The sequence below is a fragment of the Bacillus sp. 522_BSPC genome, from assembly GCF_001076885.1.
Lineage (GTDB): Bacteria > Bacillota > Bacilli > Bacillales > Cytobacillaceae > Niallia > Niallia hominis.
Genome location: NZ_JVDT01000162.1, coordinates 1 through 18,209 on the forward strand (window position 1 = coordinate 1; position 18,209 = coordinate 18,209).

The 18,209-nt window shown below is 34.8% G+C and carries 15 protein-coding genes; 14 read left to right on the forward strand and 1 reads right to left on the reverse strand.

The window, feature by feature from the left end; genetic code table 11:
* Positions 1-173 precede the first annotated feature (173 nt).
* From licT to ADJ83_RS13855, 5 genes are all read left to right on the forward strand, one after another.
* Positions 174-1,010: a BglG family transcription antiterminator LicT gene (licT, locus tag ADJ83_RS13835; RefSeq protein WP_048718034.1), complete on the forward strand. Its 837-nt coding sequence runs from the start codon at positions 174-176 to the stop codon at positions 1,008-1,010.
* A 135-nt stretch (positions 1,011-1,145) separates the two neighbouring features.
* The gene (locus ADJ83_RS13840; protein WP_048718036.1) at positions 1,146-3,023 is read left to right on the forward strand and encodes a beta-glucoside-specific PTS transporter subunit IIABC; all 1,878 of its coding nucleotides are present in this window, start codon (positions 1,146-1,148) and stop codon (positions 3,021-3,023) included.
* A gap of 14 nt (positions 3,024-3,037) precedes the next feature.
* The gene (locus ADJ83_RS13845) at positions 3,038-4,468 is read left to right on the forward strand and encodes a 6-phospho-beta-glucosidase (RefSeq protein WP_048718037.1); all 1,431 of its coding nucleotides are present in this window, start codon (positions 3,038-3,040) and stop codon (positions 4,466-4,468) included.
* An 863-nt stretch (positions 4,469-5,331) separates the two neighbouring features.
* Complete coding sequence (locus tag ADJ83_RS13850; RefSeq protein WP_031537954.1) at positions 5,332-6,528, forward strand: pyridoxal phosphate-dependent aminotransferase; 1,197 nt, start codon at positions 5,332-5,334, stop codon at positions 6,526-6,528.
* An 83-nt stretch (positions 6,529-6,611) separates the two neighbouring features.
* Positions 6,612-7,571 (forward strand): phosphoglycerate dehydrogenase, encoded by a 960-nt coding sequence (locus ADJ83_RS13855; protein WP_048718039.1) that lies wholly within the window; start codon positions 6,612-6,614, stop codon positions 7,569-7,571.
* 157 nt (positions 7,572-7,728) lie between these two features.
* Here ADJ83_RS13855 and ADJ83_RS13860 read toward each other — a convergent pair whose 3' ends face one another.
* A complete protein-coding gene (locus tag ADJ83_RS13860) occupies positions 7,729-8,673 on the reverse strand; it encodes a LysR family transcriptional regulator (protein WP_031537952.1) in 945 nt (314 codons plus the stop codon).
* Between the two features lie 188 nt (positions 8,674-8,861).
* Here ADJ83_RS13860 and ADJ83_RS13865 point away from each other — a divergent pair, with 188 nt between their 5' ends.
* The 9 genes from ADJ83_RS13865 (at position 8,862) to ADJ83_RS13905 (ending at position 18,190) form a co-directional block, all read left to right on the forward strand.
* On the forward strand, positions 8,862-10,289 hold the full coding sequence (locus ADJ83_RS13865; RefSeq protein WP_031537951.1) for an amidase: 1,428 nt from the start codon (positions 8,862-8,864) through the stop codon (positions 10,287-10,289).
* A gap of 23 nt (positions 10,290-10,312) precedes the next feature.
* Entirely contained in the window at positions 10,313-11,302 is a 990-nt protein-coding gene (locus ADJ83_RS13870) for an ABC transporter ATP-binding protein (RefSeq protein ID WP_031537950.1), read from the forward strand.
* Positions 11,303-11,330: 28 nt separating this feature from the next.
* On the forward strand, positions 11,331-12,935 hold the full coding sequence (locus ADJ83_RS13875) for an ABC transporter substrate-binding protein (RefSeq protein WP_051640963.1): 1,605 nt from the start codon (positions 11,331-11,333) through the stop codon (positions 12,933-12,935).
* Between the two features lie 42 nt (positions 12,936-12,977).
* Positions 12,978-13,922, forward strand: coding sequence for an ABC transporter permease (locus tag ADJ83_RS13880; protein ID WP_031537948.1), 945 nt, complete (start codon positions 12,978-12,980; stop codon positions 13,920-13,922).
* A 12-nt stretch (positions 13,923-13,934) separates the two neighbouring features.
* Positions 13,935-14,837 (forward strand): ABC transporter permease, encoded by a 903-nt coding sequence (locus ADJ83_RS13885; protein ID WP_031537947.1) that lies wholly within the window; start codon positions 13,935-13,937, stop codon positions 14,835-14,837.
* 5 nt (positions 14,838-14,842) lie between these two features.
* Positions 14,843-15,841: an ABC transporter ATP-binding protein gene (locus ADJ83_RS13890; RefSeq protein ID WP_231512560.1), complete on the forward strand. Its 999-nt coding sequence runs from the start codon at positions 14,843-14,845 to the stop codon at positions 15,839-15,841.
* A 31-nt stretch (positions 15,842-15,872) separates the two neighbouring features.
* Complete coding sequence (locus ADJ83_RS13895; RefSeq protein WP_031537945.1) at positions 15,873-16,499, forward strand: cysteine hydrolase family protein; 627 nt, start codon at positions 15,873-15,875, stop codon at positions 16,497-16,499.
* 31 nt (positions 16,500-16,530) lie between these two features.
* Positions 16,531-16,713 (forward strand): hypothetical protein, encoded by a 183-nt coding sequence (locus ADJ83_RS13900; protein WP_031537944.1) that lies wholly within the window; start codon positions 16,531-16,533, stop codon positions 16,711-16,713.
* A 79-nt stretch (positions 16,714-16,792) separates the two neighbouring features.
* Complete coding sequence (locus ADJ83_RS13905) at positions 16,793-18,190, forward strand: amidase (RefSeq protein ID WP_031537943.1); 1,398 nt, start codon at positions 16,793-16,795, stop codon at positions 18,188-18,190.
* Positions 18,191-18,209: the final 19 nt, after the last annotated feature.

Consider the following 18,209-nt stretch of genomic DNA (forward strand, 5'->3'; position numbering starts at 1 on the left):
AAAGGGAGCTAAAAAAAACTCCCACAAAAACTTGACTCAATCTTCAGGAAATATCAAATTGACAGTGGAATTTACCTATGCTAGACTGATTTTAAAGGATTGTTACCGCTTTATTGTGGGCTATACCTATTTTTTGTTGTAGATGAAGAAAATAAAAGAATAGGGACTATCTTATGAATGTATTAAAAGTGATTAATAATAATATTGTATTGTCGAGGAATCAGGATAATCAAGAGCTTGTCGTGATGGGTAAAGGGCTAGGCTTTAAGAAAAAGGTTGGCGACGTTATTGATGAATCCAAGATTGAGAATATGTATCTCAGTTCAAAAGAGTGGAGTGTCAATAAATTAACCCAAATGCTTTCGTCCATTCCGATGGAACATATTCAGGTAGCTAATGAAATTATTAGCTTTGCAAAGGTTTCACTAGGAAAAAAACTAAGTGAAAATGTCTTCTTAACATTAACCGATCATATCAGTTATGCGATAGAGCGCTATCAGAATGGAATGGAAATCAAGAATGCCCTTCTTTGGGAGATTAAACGATTTTATAATCATGAGTTCTTGATTGGAAAAGAAGCGTTATCTATTGTTAAAAACAGACTTGGTGTGGATTTGCCAGAGAATGAAGCCGGGTTTATTGCTTTGCATATCGTAAATGCGGAGCTTGATATGGGAGAAGTAAGCCGAGTATCTGAAATAGCAAAAGTTATCCAAAATATCCTTAATATTGTGAAGTACCATTTCAAAATTGACTTAGACGAATATTCCCTAAATTATGAACGGTTTATCACCCACTTGAAGTTTTTCTTTCAACGAATGTTTAGTGGTGTTAAATTGGATGATGCAGGAACATCGAGTTTTATTTTCATGCTGAAGGAAAAGTATACGAATGAATACGCGTGTGCTTTGAAAATTAGGGAGTATATTAAGAAAGAATTTGGAAGAGATTTAGAAGAAGATGAGTTAATCTATCTGACGATTCATATAAAAAGAATAACCAGTGATTAGGATTGTTACTGATAATGCAGGCTATACCTAAATGAAACCTCTACTTGTAGGGAGGGTTCATTTAGGTATTTTTTTATTCTTTTTAATCTACGGCAAATATTTTTAAGGTTTATATAAGAATGGAGGAAAAACGAGATGAACTATCAAGAGTTGGCCAAATTAATCATTGATAAAGTTGGCGGCGAGGGAAATGTGAAAAGTTTGACGCATTGTGCTACACGATTACGTTTTAATTTAAAGGACGATCAAAAAACAAATGAAAAAAGCTTAAAAACAACTCCGGGAGTAATGGGAGTGGTGAATAAAGGTGGACAATATCAAGTCATTATTGGAAGTGATGTTGGGAATGTTTATAAAGAAATTATTAACCAGACCAATATTTCTAATGACGGGGATAAAGGAACAGAAGAAGATAAGCGTTCTGTTTTCGCAAAGGTAATTGATACAATTACAGGAATTTTCACTCCTATTCTTCCTGCCATTACAGCAGCAGGGATGTTAAAAGCTGTTCTATCTCTATTGGTAGTATTTAATCTTTTAACAACGGAAAGTCAAAGTTATCAAATAATAAATTTTATGGCGGATGCTGCCTTCTACTTCTTACCCATTTTGCTAGCGGCTTCTTCAGCGCAAAAATTTAAGGCTAATATGTATTTAGCCATGATGGTTGGAGGAATTTTACTACATCCTAATTTTATTGCGATGGTTACATTAGCAAAGGAGACTGGAGAAGCAATTAAACTGATCGGAATACCGATTTCGGCAGTATCTTATTCTTCTTCTGTTATCCCGATTATTCTTTCTGTATGGTTTATGTCCTACATTGAACCTATTGCCGACAAAGTGTCACCTAAAGCAATTAAGTTCTTTAGTAAACCATTGATTACAATTTTTATAGTAGGAACTGTTAGTTTAGCAGTATTAGGACCGATTGGCTATTTAATTAGTGATGCTATATCAAATGGTATAACTGCATTAGAATCTGTGAGTCCATGGATCGTTCCATTATTAGTAGGAACATTTAGTCCATTGCTTGTAGCTACAGGTACGCATTATGGTCTTGTTCCAATTGGAATAAATAATCGTATGACAACAGGCTATGATACAGTGATATATCCAGGAATGCTTGCTTCCAATGTCAGTCAAGGTGCTGCCGCAATTGGAGTTGGTATCAAATCAAAGGATAGTACGATTAAACAATTGGCGTTTTCTTCTGGATTAACTGGTCTGTTTGGTATTACTGAACCTGCTCTTTACGGAATCAACTTACGATTTAAGACACCTCTATATGCAGCAATGATTGGTGGTGCAACTGGTGGTCTATTTATGGGTATTTTTAGAGTGCGTAACTTCTCTGGTGGTTCGCCAGGTCTTTTAACATTACCTAGTTATATTGGGGATAACACGTTAAGCTTCTTCTATTATGCATGTATTGGAGCAGTTATTAGTATTGTGGTAACATTTATAGCAACATTAATTTTATATAAAGATCCGGTTGCGGAAGAAGCATCTGAATCAAATGAATTGGAAACAACACCAAATGCAACATTAAATATTAGTGGAGCAACAATTGTAGCGCCATTACAAGGAACATTACACAGCTTAAAGCAAGTAGATGATGGAATGTTTTCCGAAGAAATTTTGGGACAAGGTATAGCAATTGAACCATCAGAAGGTACGGTTCTTTCTCCTGTTAATGGGACAGTAAGCGCATTGTTTGATTCAAAACATGCAATTGGTATTACAAGTGAAGATGGTATCGAATTATTAATTCATGTAGGGATTGATACGGTGCAGCTGAATGGTGAAGGCTATGAGTATTTTGTTCAAAAAGGACAAAACATTCAAATAGGTGACAAATTGATTCAGTTTGATTTAGAAGGTATTAAAGCTAAAGGATATAAGACAATTACCCCTGTAGTCATTACAAACTCAGCAGAAGTAGGCGATATTCTAACTGCAAATGATGGCCCAATTAAATTAGGGGAAGAAATCATAAAAGTAATGAAGTAGTAGGAGGAGACAAAATGGGATTTAGAAAAGATTTTTTATGGGGCGGTGCTACAGCTGCCAATCAATGTGAAGGTGGATTTGCTGAAGGTGGAAGAGGGCTAGCGAATGTGGACGTAATTCCGACAGGTCCAGATCGCAGAAGTATAATAACTGGTAAAAAGAAAATGTTTGCTTTTGAGGAAGGCTATTTTTATCCTGCCAAAGAGGCAATTGATATGTATCATCATTATAAGGAAGATATTGCTTTATTTGGTGAAATGGGCTTTAAGACATATCGGTTATCGATTGCTTGGAGCCGTATATTTCCAAAAGGTGATGAATCGGAGCCGAATGAAGAAGGTCTCAGATTTTATGAAGATCTATTTAAAGAATGTCATAAATATGGAATAGAACCGTTAGTGACCATCACTCACTTTGATTGTCCTATGCATCTAATTGAGGAGTATGGCGGCTGGCGAAATCGTAAGTTGATACATTTTTATAAACGTTTATGTAGTGTATTGTTTACTCGTTATAAAGGATTGGTTAAATATTGGCTGACTTTCAATGAAATTAATATGATTCTCCATGCACCATTTCTTGGAGCAGGGCTTTGTTTTGAAGAAGGTGAAAACGAAGAGCAAGTTAAATATCAGGCTGCTCATCATGAACTTGTAGCTAGCGCCGAAGCTACAAAAATTGCACATGAAATAGATCCTGAGAATAAAGTCGGTTGTATGCTAGCAGCAGCTTCTTACTATCCCTATAGTTGCCGACCAGAAGATGTATGGGAAGCAAAGCAAAAGGATAGAGGAAATTACTTTTTCATTGATGTCCAATCCAAAGGTGCTTATCCTGCCTATGCGTTAAAAGAACTAGCTAGGAAGGGAATTGAGGTGGAAATGACTTCTGAGGATTTGGAAGTTTTGAAAAAACACACTGTTGATTTTATTTCTTTCTCTTATTATGCATCACGTGTAGCAGCAGCTGAAGATTCTGATGTGGAAAAGACGGCAGGTAACTTGTTCCCGACGATAAAGAATCCATATCTTCAAGCGAGTCAATGGGGATGGCAAATAGATCCTTTAGGTCTGCGTATTACAATGAATGATCTATATGATCGTTATCAAAAACCACTGTTCATTGTAGAGAATGGGCTTGGCGCAGTTGACGTGCCAGATGAATCAGGATATGTGGAAGATGATTATCGGATTGATTATTTAGCTTCCCATATTCAGGCAATGAAGGATGCTGTGGACGAAGATGGCGTCGATCTTCTTGGATATACAAGCTGGGGATGTATTGACCTAGTTTCTGCTGGAACAGGCGAAATGAAGAAACGCTATGGCTTTATATATGTGGACCGTGACAATGAAGGGAATGGCACCCTAAAAAGATCGAAGAAAAAGTCTTTTCATTGGTATAAGAAAGTAATTGCATCGAATGGGGAAGATTTGTCGAATTAATAATATAAGATAGGTAAGGAAATTTAATTACCATTTGTATCCTATTGGTAAATTATTTTAAGTTTTTGTATAGTAATATCTCTATGTAGAAGGGTGTACCAAACTGGTACACCCTTCTTATCGATTCTACTATTTAACTTTAAATAAGGATTAAAAATAATAGATTAATAATTTATACATATAGGAAATAGGTACAGAAGAAGGATCAATCTAAGAGGAATTTTTATTAGACATTCCTGTTATAGATTCCATATTATGATAAATAAATTAAAAAGCTTATGCCTATTTGTTGCCATTACGGAATTCACCTCAACTAGAATTGTTTTGTATCCTTATTAAAATATCCAAACATCATCAAAAAATACTTAATATTTTTTTCCCACTTGTCAAGAATTCATAACATGTAGAAAAGAAAGCGAATAGGTGATTACTAAATGGGGAGATATTCCGAAAAGATACGAGATTAATTGCTGTTAATTTTATAAATAGTAATAGAGAATAACATTTCAAGCTTCAATATAAATAAATGAATTTGGTTGAGTATTGTAGTTGGAATTTTAAAAAAATTAAAAAAATAACATTTACAAGCAGTAAATAGAGGGTTATTATAACCCATATAAAGTTATGGTTTGTATAAAAAACAACAAGAATTAAAGACCTTCTAAATTAACATCTTGGATAAAACAGATAACAGAATATATTAGGTAATCGTTACGAATTGGTCAGAACCTGTATCTTTCCAGTTAATATGAAAAGGAATGTAACCAATAGTGAGGCTCATCAATAGAGTAATAGTTTTTAGACTATCTGTTTAAAACCATCAAATCAATAGCTAAATTTAAAACCGTATGGAGGAACTTATCATGTCTGTAGCTAACCGTTTAACCAATATTCCTTTTTCAAGTATTAGAGAAATTTTTGATGAAGCAAATGCGATGCAAAAAAGTGGGATAAATATTACACATATGGAAATAGGAAGACCAGATTTTGATACCCCAATACATATTAAAGAAGCTGCAAATGCCGCATTGCAAGAGGGATTTGTTCATTATACAGCAAATAACGGTATTCAAGAATTAAGAGAAGCAATTGCAGTCAAGCTAAAAAGGGAAAATAAGATACATGTTGATCCTAATAAAGAAATAGTTGTTTCAGTTGGGTGTAAAGAAGCCATTGTCAGCATGATTCTTGCATTTATTAATCCTGGTGATGAAGTGTTGATCCCTGATCCTGCCTGGCTTGAATATCAATATATCGTCGAGCTTGCTGGAGGGGTATCCGTGTCGATTCCTTTACGGGAAGAGGAGGACTTTATACTTAATCCAGAGGATGTAAGAGCTAGGATAACAAGTAAAACGAAAATGATTCTTTTAAATTCTCCTCATAATCCAACAGGGGCAGTATTGCCAGAGGCTTATTTAAAAGAATTGGCTGACATTGCGATTAATCATAATCTATTAGTCTTATCCGATGAAATCTATGAAAAATTAATTTATGAAGATGCAGAACATATAAGCATTGCTACATTTCCAGGTATGTTTGAGCGGACAATTACGATAAACGGCTTTTCCAAGGCATATGCGATGGATGGCTGGAGATTAGGCTATGCAGCTGGTCCTGAAAAGCTGATGAAACCAATTATGAAAGTGCATCAATATAATACTTCTAGCGCTACTTCGTTTGCACAATATGGCGCGGTTGCTGCCTATTTGGGGACTCAGGAACCTGTTTTTAAAATGGTTCAAGAGTTTGATAAACGACGTCAATTATTAGTTAAAAGGTTACAGGAATTAGATTATGTTAGTTGTGTTGTTCCTAAAGGAGCCTTTTATGTTTTCCCTTCTTTCAAGGGGATTGGCATGACGTCAAAGGAATTGGCGACCTTTCTTTTAAGAGAAGCACAGATTGCTTGTGTTCCTGGATCTGCGTTTGGAAACTATGGAGAGGGTTATCTCCGCATGGCCTATTCAACGGAGTATAAGCAAATCGATGAGGCAATGGATCGACTAGGAGAAGCGCTGGAAAAATTAACAGTAAAAGGCAGTTATGTAGATCATTAGATTTCGAAATGTGAAATTCAAATCATAAATTCAATCGCAATAACTACTAGGAGATACTATATGTTTATCTGGAGGTCAAAAACTTGAAGCTTTTAATCATGTTAAGAGATGCTTTCTATGAAGCAAATCCTAAATTTATAGAAGATGCAAAGCAATTAGGTGAAGTGAAAATATTATATACCGATCATGGAATTGGGAAAGAGGAATTGAAAAAGGAAGTTAAAGATATAGATATTATTATTGTTGCAGTAGTGAAGATTGATAGCGAAGTAATAGAAGCGGCCCCGAATTTAAAATACATTATAAAATATGGAGCAGGCTATGACAATATTGATGTCGATTATGCCTATGAAAAAGGAATATTAGTAACAAATGCTCCTGGTGTAAATGCCCAATCAGCCGCTGATCTTGCGTTCGGTTTGATGTTATCAGCTGCAAGAAATATTCCTAAAAAAGATCAAGAGATAAAATCAGGACACTGGGAATTGTCAATGGGCAATGAAATTTATCAGAAGAAGCTAGGTATCATAGGCTTTGGGTCCATTGCGAAGGCAATCGCAAAACGTGCAATCGGGTTTGATATGGAAACAATAGTATACACGAATTATCCAGATCAAACGGTAGCTGACCCATTAAATATGACATTTGTAGATAAAGAAGAATTGTTTAAAACGGCTGACTATCTTATTATTGCCACTTCTTTAAACGATAAAAATAGGCATTTGATTAATAGTGAAACATTAAGTTTAATGAAAGCAACTGCTTACATCATCAATATATCTCGTGGTCCATTAGTGAACGAAATAGATTTAGTCAAGGCGCTAGAGGAGAAAAAAATTAAAGGTGCAGCATTAGACGTATTTGAGGTAGAGCCACCTATTAATGATTTACCGGGAAGAAAGGAGATTGTTGCGACCCCGCATATTGGAGGAGCCACCTTTGAATCTATAAAAAGAGTAGGTGACTTATCTATTTCGAATATAAAGAAATTTGTTCGTAAGGAAGAGCTTGAATTTGTTGTGGTTCCGAAGCAAAAAACGTAACTTTCTTTTATATGATTTTAAATCAGCCCCTCCATCTTAAGACGGAGGGCTATTTGTTATTTTTTTATAGAGTTTTATAAGCAAAGACGTAATGCAATTATGTTTGTGGTAGCTGCAAATCTTTCTCTAATGTTGTTAGAGAACAAAGCAATAACTATTATGATATATACATATTCTTCTGTCTATCCCTAGAGGATTTGATATATTCGGCTAATCTTTCTATTGGTAAATTAGTACTTCTATTTTTAGCATAAACAATATGTATATATCTTGGTGGTGAATATTTTCCTAGATTGGTAATTTTGAAAGGAAGCATGTCATAAGAATCTGTTTTGTTGAAATTTCTTAATTGAACAAAATCTAAGATGAAGGATAAAGGGAGAAAACTATAACCTAGACCACTTGAAATCATGCTGATAAGTGCATAGGTATCATTTACTTCTTGAATATTTTCAGGAATTTCACCTAACATATTTAGTAGGATTTCATTTGCATCGTGTCTGAGTGGTAAAGATTTATTAAAAAGAATAAAAGGTTTATTTACTAATTTTTTTTTATCTAATGGATTTGAATCACTTTTGGGACCAATTAAGACAATATCATCCTTATAAATAGGAATAAATTCAAGCTCTTCTTGTGGCTTACAATAACAAACAATTCCAAAATGTAATTCGCCAAATAAGACTAGATCCAATACTAAATCTGTTAATTCTGAAGTGATATTGCATTTTAGGTTTGGGTCAAATTCATTAATACTAGATAATATATCAGGCAAAAGGGAAGTAGCAAGTGGTCTCGTTATACCTATTTTTAGATTTTTATTTAAATTCGTAGAATGAAAAAAATCACCGTCTTGATCGAGTATATTTCCTGAATCAAACTCCCGAACCATCTTGAGAGCTTTCACTAAAAAGGAGGTTCCAGGTATGGTAAGCTCCACTCCTTTTTTACTTCTCTCAACTAGTTGGACCCCTACCTCAGTTTCTAATTTTTTTAATTTTGAAGTTAAAGCAGGCTGGGTGATATGAAGCATATGAGATGCTTTTGTAATGCTTTTTTCTCTAACAATAGTTATAAAAGAATCTAGCGAATTTAAATCCAATCCATTTCACCTCTCATTAATATTAAATTGTATTTTTGTATATTTATGCATACTTATCATATAACTTATCAGAAAATTTAGTATTTTTCAATATTGTTATCCATAGTTTTTTTCTATTACCACTATTACCATAAAATTTATTATAGTAATTACAAGAAACAGAATATTCTAAAAACGGAGGGAATGTAATGAAAGAAAATCTAATGAAAAAAACAATTCAGGAGTTAGCCCCTTTAATTAGGAATAAGGAGGTATCGCCAGTTGAGTTAGTCAATCAATGCATCAAGAGAATTGAGATAACAGAGCCTAATATTAATGCTTTTATTACCGTTTTAGAGGATAGTGCAAAAGAAAAAGCCAAAATTGCAGAAAAGGAAATATTAAAAGGAAATTATAAAGGAGTACTGCATGGTATACCATATTCAGCCAAAGATTTGTATACAACCAAAGGAGTTAAAACAACAGCTGGCTCTAAAATCCTTTCAAATTATGTACCAGATTTTGATGCGACCTCTGTATCAAAATTGAATAACGCAGGAGCTATCTTGGTAGGTAAAAATAATTTACATGAGTTTGCTTACGGAGGAACGAATGAAAATGAACATTTTGGGCCAACTGGTAACCCGTGGAATCCGGCCATGATTCCTGGTGGATCTAGTGGTGGGTCAGGAGCAACTGTAGCAGCATCAAGCTCTATTTTCTCATTAGGTACAGATACAGGTGGTTCCATTAGGATACCAGCAGCGTTATGTGGAGTAGTTGGAATCAAAGCAACGTATGGGAGAGTAAGTAGGAATGGAGTATTACCGTTAAGTTCGTCTCTCGATCATGCAGGTCCTTTGGCAAAAACAACATGGGATACTGCTGCAGTTCTTTCTGTAATGGCTGGTTATGATTCAAAGGATGCTAGTTCATCAAAAAAAGAAGTTCCAAATTACTTTGAAGCATTTACAGAAGATAACCTTTCCTTAGAAGGTGTAACAATTGGAATTTGCGAAGAATATTATTTTGAAAATTTAGATCCAGAAGTAGATAAGAATGTTCGTGAATCCATAGCATTATTTAAAAAAATGGGGGCAACCATTGTAGAAGTAGAACTTCCGTTTTTATCTGAGTCAGTTCAACTTCAAAGTATCCTTACTACAGCTGAAGCATATAGTTATCATTCTAGTTTCTTAAAGGAACGATATGAAGAATATGGTACAAATATACGTACTAGATTAGAAATGGGACAATACACTCCAGCGTGGGCTTACATACAGGCACAAAGATTAAGACAAAAAACGAAAGAGAATTGGAATGAAGTATATAAAACTATTGATTTACTACTCGCACCAACTACTGCTATTCCAGCATTTCCAATTAATTGTGAAACGATTACTTTTGGAAACAAAGAAATAAATCCAAGAGATTTAGGAGTACTTGCTAGAACTTCTCCAAGTAACTTTAATGGTTTCCCATCAATCTCTGTTCCGTGTGGTTTTACAGAATCAGGATTACCAATCGGATTACAATTACAAGGTCGACCATTTGAAGAGTTATTGGTGTTCAGAGCAGCCAATTCATTTGAGAAAGCATATGAAGTTGCTAAATCTGATAGAGGAGTAGTCGTTTAAAAATTGGAAGGAGCGATTTTATAATGGAAAAGGTGTTAGAAATGGAGCAGTTAGTTACTAATTTTGCTACCAAGGAGGGTCTAGTACCTGCCGTTAGAGGAGTCAACCTCTCTGTTGAGAGAGGGAAGACTCTGGTAATACTTGGTGAATCTGGTTCCGGTAAAAGTGTAACATTGCGTTCCATCTTACGCTTAACTCCTCCTGGAGCAGTTATAGAAGGTTCCATTAAATATCAGGGGGAGGATTTGTTAAAAAAGACTAGAAAAGACATTCAATCTATAAGAGGAAATAGAATAGCAATGATCTTTCAAGATTCTCTGTCAGCGTTTGATCCGCTTTACAAAGTAGGAAAGCAAATAGAAGAAACTATTCTATCTCACCAAAAAATAAAGCGAAGTGAAGCGAAAGCACAAGTTATAGAGCTTTTCCGAAAAGTAGGAATTCCTTCTCCAGAACAACGAGTAAAAGCATATCCACATGAAATGAGTGGAGGTATGAGACAACGTGCTGTTATTTCGATGGCTCTATCTTGTCAGCCAGAAATATTACTAGCAGATGAGCCAACTACTGCTTTGGATGTAACGATTCAAGCACAAATCCTTAACCTTTTTAAACAAATACAAGCTGAATATGGGATGTCAATTGTATTAGTAACACATGATATCGGTGTAGCTGCAGAGATGGCTGATGATATAGCAGTTATGTATGCTGGCAAAATCGTAGAGTATGGAAAAGCGAAACAAGTGATTTCTAGACCCAACCATCCGTACACGAAAGGATTAATTGCAGCAACTCCTAGGCAAGGTCAGAAAGGTACACTAACAGCTATTCATGGAAAGCCACCATTAATAACAAATATGCCTAAGGGATGTGCTTTTGCTGATAGATGCCCTAATGTAATGGATTCCTGTAGAACATTAAATCCAAACTTGAAAAAATTGCCGAATGATAGTGAAGTCGCTTGTTTATTATATGAAAATACTGGGTTACCGAAAGAAATCGTACATGTTTAACTGATTCAAACAATAAAGGGGAAATCATATGAGGCCTAATAATACTAAATCATACTTTAGATGTATCTTACTGGTAATGATTGCAGTAGTAATTTTAACAGCATGTAATGGGAATAAATCAACAAGTTCTAATGAAACTCAAAGCTTAGTAATTGCAATGTCTGCTTCTAATATACCAAGCCCTGATACTACACCTACGGAAGGGTATGAAGGTTATCGTTTTGTTGGTCACCAACTATATGATGGTTTAGTAGGTTGGGATTTAACACAAGGTGAACAACCAGCAGACATAACTGCAGGATTAGCAGAGTCATGGGAAACATCTGAAGAGGATCCTACTATTTGGACTTTTCATTTACGTGAGAATGTAACATTCCATGATGGAAGCCCGTTTAATGCTGATTCTGTTGTGTTTGCCTTTGATAGAATAAGTAATCCAGATTCAGAGTTTTATAATGCAAGTGTTGCTGGTGGAGTTTTATCTTATTTAAAGTATGTAGAAAGTTACGAAAAAATTGATGATTATACTTTTCAAATTAAAACAACGGAACCCTACAGTTTTTTACCCTATGATTTAACGTTTATTTTAATTCCTAGCACGGAAGCAGTAAAAGAATATGGGGAAGATTATGTAAGTCACCCATCTGGGACTGGTCCATTTAAATTCGTAAGCATGAGTCAAGGGGAAGAGTTGGTGATGGAAAAAAATGAATCCTATTGGGGTGAGATACCGAAAGTAGATCAAGTTATCTTAAAGCCGATGCCAGATGCTTCTTCTAGATTAGCAGGATTACAATCAGGCCAAGTAAACTGGGCAGAAATACCTCCAACAGAATCTATAGACCAATTAAAGTCATCGGGATTCCAAGTATTATTAAATGACTATCCACACATTTGGCCATATTTGTTAAATCTGAAAGAAGAACCATGGAATGATGTAAGGGTGAGACAAGCAGCAAATTATGCTATTGACCGCGATGCTTTAGCGAACTCTTTATTAAATGGTGTTGCTAAACCTGCTACCCAAGTTTTATACGAGGGGCATCCTTGGTATAACGAAGAAGCTACACAATATACTTATGATCCAGAAAAAGCAAAAGAACTGCTAAAAGAAGCAGGATATCCTAATGGTTTTGATACAACTTTTGTTGTACCAACTAGTGGTTCTGGTAATATGTGGCCATTAGAAATGAATGAATTTGTTCAAAAAAATCTTAAAGAAGTAGGAATTAATGTGGAAATTGAAGCGATTGAGTGGCAGACATTAATTACAGAGTATCGTGCTGGATTTCCAGATGATAGAGAAGTAGGGGCTTATAATATTTCCTTAGCACCAATTGCTCCTTGGGTATTTGACCGCTATTTTGCAACAAGTTCATTTATACCAAATGGATCAAATATTATGGAATATTCGAATGAAGAATTAGATGAAGTTATTCAGAAAGCTCGTGAAACCTTTGATACAGTTGAAAGGGATCAATACTTAAAAGAAGCTGGAAAGATAGTCGCTGATGATGCACCTTGGATATTTGTTGTACATGATCTAAATTTAAGAGTGTTATCAGAAAATGTAAAAGGATTTGTGCAACCACAATCATGGTTTGCAGATTTAAAAACTATTTCTATTGAATAACTGAAGATACATTTATAAAGATAATAAAAAGAAGGTGAATAGATGGCTGGTTTTATTCTGAAAAGATGCTTGCTCATGATTCCTACTTTATTAGGTGTTACTGTTATTGTATTTCTAATGCTACAAATAGTTCCAGGAGATCCTGTAAACTCGTTGCTTTCACCTGATGCAACTGAAGAGGACCGTCAGAGAATTGAACAAGAACTAGGGTTAGATAAGTCTTTGGTCGTTCAGTATTTTAGTTGGATAGGTAATACCCTACAAGGAGATTTCGGGAGGTCTATTATTAAACAGTTAGCGGTTAATGATTTATTATTTGATGCATTGGGAAATACCTTTATATTAGCCTTTGGAGCAGCAGTTTTTGCTTTCAGTTTGAGTTTGATAATTGGAGTTTATAGTGCTTATCATCCTAAATCATGGATAGCTTCTCTCGGTAATATTATTGGTCTTACAGGTGTAAGTATTCCAAACTTTTGGGCAGCACTTATTTTAATAGGAATTTTTTCTGTTATGTTGGGTTGGCTCCCTTCAGCAGGAATGAAAGGTATTGGAGGGGGAGGCATAAGTGATACAATTACTCATTTAATACTACCTGCCATAGCAGTAGGAATGACTACTTTAGGAGTAATGACAAGAATGATTAGAAGTTCAGTAGTAGATCTCTTGCAAAAGGATTTTATCATTACTTTACAAGCAAAAGGAGCAGGTTCTTTTATTATCTTAATGCATGTATTGAAAAATTGTACGCCAACGATTTTAACTGTAGCAGGATTACAAGTAGGGTATTTGATAGGTGGGTCTGTATTGGTTGAAACAGTATTTTCCTGGCCAGGAGTAGGACAGTTAATCTATCAAGGGATAAGTCAAAGGGATTTTCCTATTATTCAGGCAGGAGTACTAGTAATAAGTATTTTATTTGTATTAATCAATCTTATCGTTGATATTTTACATGCTGTTGTTGATCCAAGAATACGCCAAGCATAAGGAGGGAGAAAAATGATAACAGAAAATACTGAACGTATTAATACTGCTACAACAATTTTAACGAGAAAAGAAAAAGAGGATTCTACAACAAAAAAAGTAATAAGGGTTTTTTGTAAGAATCGTATTGCTTTTGTTTCATTTATAGTTTTACTGATTATAATTTTTTCCTGCCTTTTAGCTCCATTAATAGCACAATATGATCCTCTTGAAGGAGAGATTACGGATAGATTGCTAGTGATAGGTTCAGAAGGTCATATTTTAGGAACAGATGAACAAGGAAGAGATATGTTAACGAGAATCCTATATGGAGGAAGGCTTAGTTTGCTAGCTGGTATTGTTCCTGTACTAATTGCTGGTTTCATTGGTAGTTTTCTCGGTATTGTAGCAGGATACTTTGGGGGCGTTTTAAATACCATCATTATGCGAACACTCGATATATTTTATGCTTTTCCGGCTATATTGCTAGCAATTGGTATTTCTGCTGCACTAGGACAAGGAATAAATAATATAATTATTGCTATTTCTATCGTTTTTATTCCCCCAGTAGCTAGAATAGCAGAATCAGCAGTAAAGGGGGTGAGGGAAGAAGAATTTATAGAAGCTGCAAAATCAAGTGGAGCAAGAAATTTCTCCATAATCCGTTATCACATCATTATGAATGTATTCAGTAGATTATTTGTGTATTGTACAACACAGATTAGTATAAGTCTTGTTCTTGCGTCCGGTCTAAGTTTCTTAGGTTTGGGTGTATCTCCACCAAATCCTGAATGGGGAATTATGTTAAATAATTTGAAACAACAAATATTTATAAATCCCCTACTAACTATCATCCCAGGGTTATTTATTTTTATTACGGCCCTAGCAATTAATTTAGTGTCAGATGGATTGAGGGATGCATTAGAAATCAAAGAATAATAGAGGTGAGAATATTGGGAGCAATACTTGAAGCAGTGGAACTTAAGAAAACATTTCCAATTAAGGGGTGGTTAGGTAAGACTAAGGGAGCTATATCAGCAGTACATGATGTATCGTTTTCCTTAAAAGAACAATCAACAATTGGAATAGTAGGAGAATCGGGTTGTGGAAAATCAACATTGGCTAGATTAATAATGCGGCTTATAGAACCAGATCAAGGCAAAGTCCTTTTTAGAGGAAAAGATATCCTGACTTTATCTGGAGCGGAGTTACAAAGTGTTCGAAAAAAAATACAAATGGTGTTTCAAAATCCTTATTCCTCGATAAATCCGAAGTTAACAATAATAGATAATGTTGCATTTAGTTTATGGGAAAATGGAGTCTCTAAGCAGGAAGCGAGAAAAAAAGCAAATTATTATCTAGAGGCAGTTGGATTACCGAGATCATACGCAACGCGATATCCGAGTAGTTTAAGTGGTGGGCAAAGGCAACGTGTAGCTATTGCAAGAGCTCTGGTTTTAGAGCCAGAAATTATTATTGCAGATGAGGCGGTTTCGGCTTTAGATAAGTCTGTACAAGCACAAGTCCTGAATTTATTGCAAGAATTAAAGACTGAATTTTCTTTATCTTTAGTGTTTATTTCACATGATTTAAATGTAGTGGAATATATAAGTGATGAAGTAATGGTCATGTATTTAGGGAAAGTAGTAGAAAAAGGTATTGCTAATCAAATATATGAAACACCAAGTCATCCTTATACAAGAGCATTATTAAATTCTGTTCCATCTATGGAAGTAGGAGTGTCTACATTAAATAATTCACCTATTACAGGAGAGTTACCAAGTCCGATGAATCCACCATCGGGTTGCAGATTTAGAACAAGATGTCCTCATGCGATTAAACAATGTTCAAACATGTACCCACCAGAAATAGAAATAAGAACAGGACAAAAAGTATCATGTATTTTATATGAAAGCAGCTCGAGAGAAAAAGTACTACTTTAAGTAGAAATAAAGATAATAAGGAGGATTAATTATGAAGCAATATCTAAATCCAAATGAAACTGTGCTAATTTTAGTAGATATTCAAAATGATTTTTGTCATGAAGAAGGTGCCTGTTCTAAAATGGGGCGTGATGTAACGGGAGCTCAAGAAATTATTCCACAGGTAGAATTATTAATGGAGAATGCGAGAGAAATAAATATCCCCATTGTTTTTATTCAAATGACACAAGATGAACATACGATATCAGATGCATGGACTAATCGTCCAAGACCAGCAGGATATACGGACCCATTAGATATTTGCAAAAAGGGATCCTGGGGAACAGAATTTTATAAAGTGTCTCCAAGAGAAGAGGATATCATTGTAGAAAAACATCGGTATAGTGGATTCATAGGGACAGATTTAGATATGATTTTACGAAATTTAAATTGCAAATCTATTATCTTAACTGGGGTTGCTACTAATGTTTGTGTAGAATCAACAGCAAGAGACGGATTTATGCTCGATTACCATGTAACAGTAGTTAAGGATGCTAGTGCTGGGTATATTCCGGCATTACATGAAGCTACATTTGCTAATATTCAAAATAATTTTGGAATGGCATTGGAGACAACTGAAATAATTAATTACTGGTCTAAGTTAAAATCAATGGTTTAATAGTCTATTTAAAATAGGGAGCGTGTTATAAATGAATCTAGAATTATTAAAGAATATCAGTGTTGAAATAAATGGTAGAACGTTTGATCCAGCCTTAGAAAAACAATTAGAAGTTTACGCAATAGGATTACAACCTGTACTTGATGGTCTTAGAGAAGTTTCAAAAGAATTTCCATTAGCCTTAGAGCCAGCACCTGTGTATTCTCCAGAGTAAGAAGAAAATGCTTTCCATTAGTATGTAATGGAAAGCATAGTTTTTTAATAGAATCCATTTAGAAAGAGGGAATTAGAAAATGGAAACCGTTCAATTAATGACTATTGCAAGTATTGGTGAGCAGTTAAAAAGTAAAGAATTATCACCTGTAGAATTATTAAAAAATATGCTTAAAAGAATTAATAAATATGAAAGTAAACTAAATACTTTTATTACCTTAATGACAGACATTGCAGAGAAACAAGCAGAAAATGCGGAAAAAGATATTATAAATGGGGACTACAAAGGTCCATTACATGGAATTCCTATTTCCCTAAAAGATATCATTGCTTATGCAAATATACCAATGACAAATGGCTCAAGAGTTAATCCTGAATATATTCCAGCTACTCATGCAACAGTAACAAAAAAATTACTAGAATCAGGTGGTGTTATCATAGGGAAAGCTCATTTACATGAATTTGCCTATAAGGGCCCACATCCGCACTATGGATGGACGAAAAACCCTTGGGATTTAAATAGAGTACCTGGCGGATCAAGTTCTGGCTCTGGATCAGGGGTTCAAGCTGGATTCGGGCTTGCCTCTATAGGGACAGATACAGGTGGGTCTATTCGCATGCCTGCTAGTTTATGTGGTGTTGTTGGTCTAAAACCAACTTATGGTAGAGTTAGCCGACATGGTGTAACTCCCCTATCTTGGACATTAGATCATATTGGTCCCTTAACTAGAACATGTGAAGATGCCGCAATTCTTCTAGAAGCTATTTCAGGATATGATGTAAAAGATGAATCATCCTATAAACATTCAAAATGGAATATCAATGGATTTAATAAAAATGAAAGCTTAAAGGGGAAAAAGCTAGGAGTTCCAGTTTCGTATATCTTTGATTCTCTCCATGAGGATACAGCAACTTTTTTCAAAAAGGCCTTAAAAACTTTTGAATATTATGGTGCTGAAATTATACCTTTAGAAATACCTAACTTGAATAGATTAAGAGAGGCACATAGTACAATTTTAACCTCTGAAGCGTACTCCTTTCATATGCATAATCTTGAGGGGAAAGCAGATGGTTATGGTCCTGATTTAAGACCAGCTTTTGAAATAGGGCAATTCTATACAGCTGAATCGTATATTCAAGCACAAAGGTATAGAAAAAAGATATCGCAAGAATTTAAGGAGATATTTAATAAAGTAGATGTTATTTTGACACCAACGTTTCCTGATGTAGCTCCTGAAATAGAATTATATGAAAAAGAGGTTTCATTCTGGCGTGGAAAATTTACTTTTATTGCGAATATTTTAGGTTTACCTGCTTTGTCATTGCCATGTGGTTTTTCAAAAGAAAATCTGCCAATTGGCCTTCAAATTATAGGTTCTCCTTATTCTGAAGGTGAAGTTTTATCAATAGGTTCAGTATTTGAGCAACAAGAAGAATATTATAAAGTCCTGCCTAATGAAGTACTTTGGGAAGGGTGATTCTAGCAAGCAAATGAAA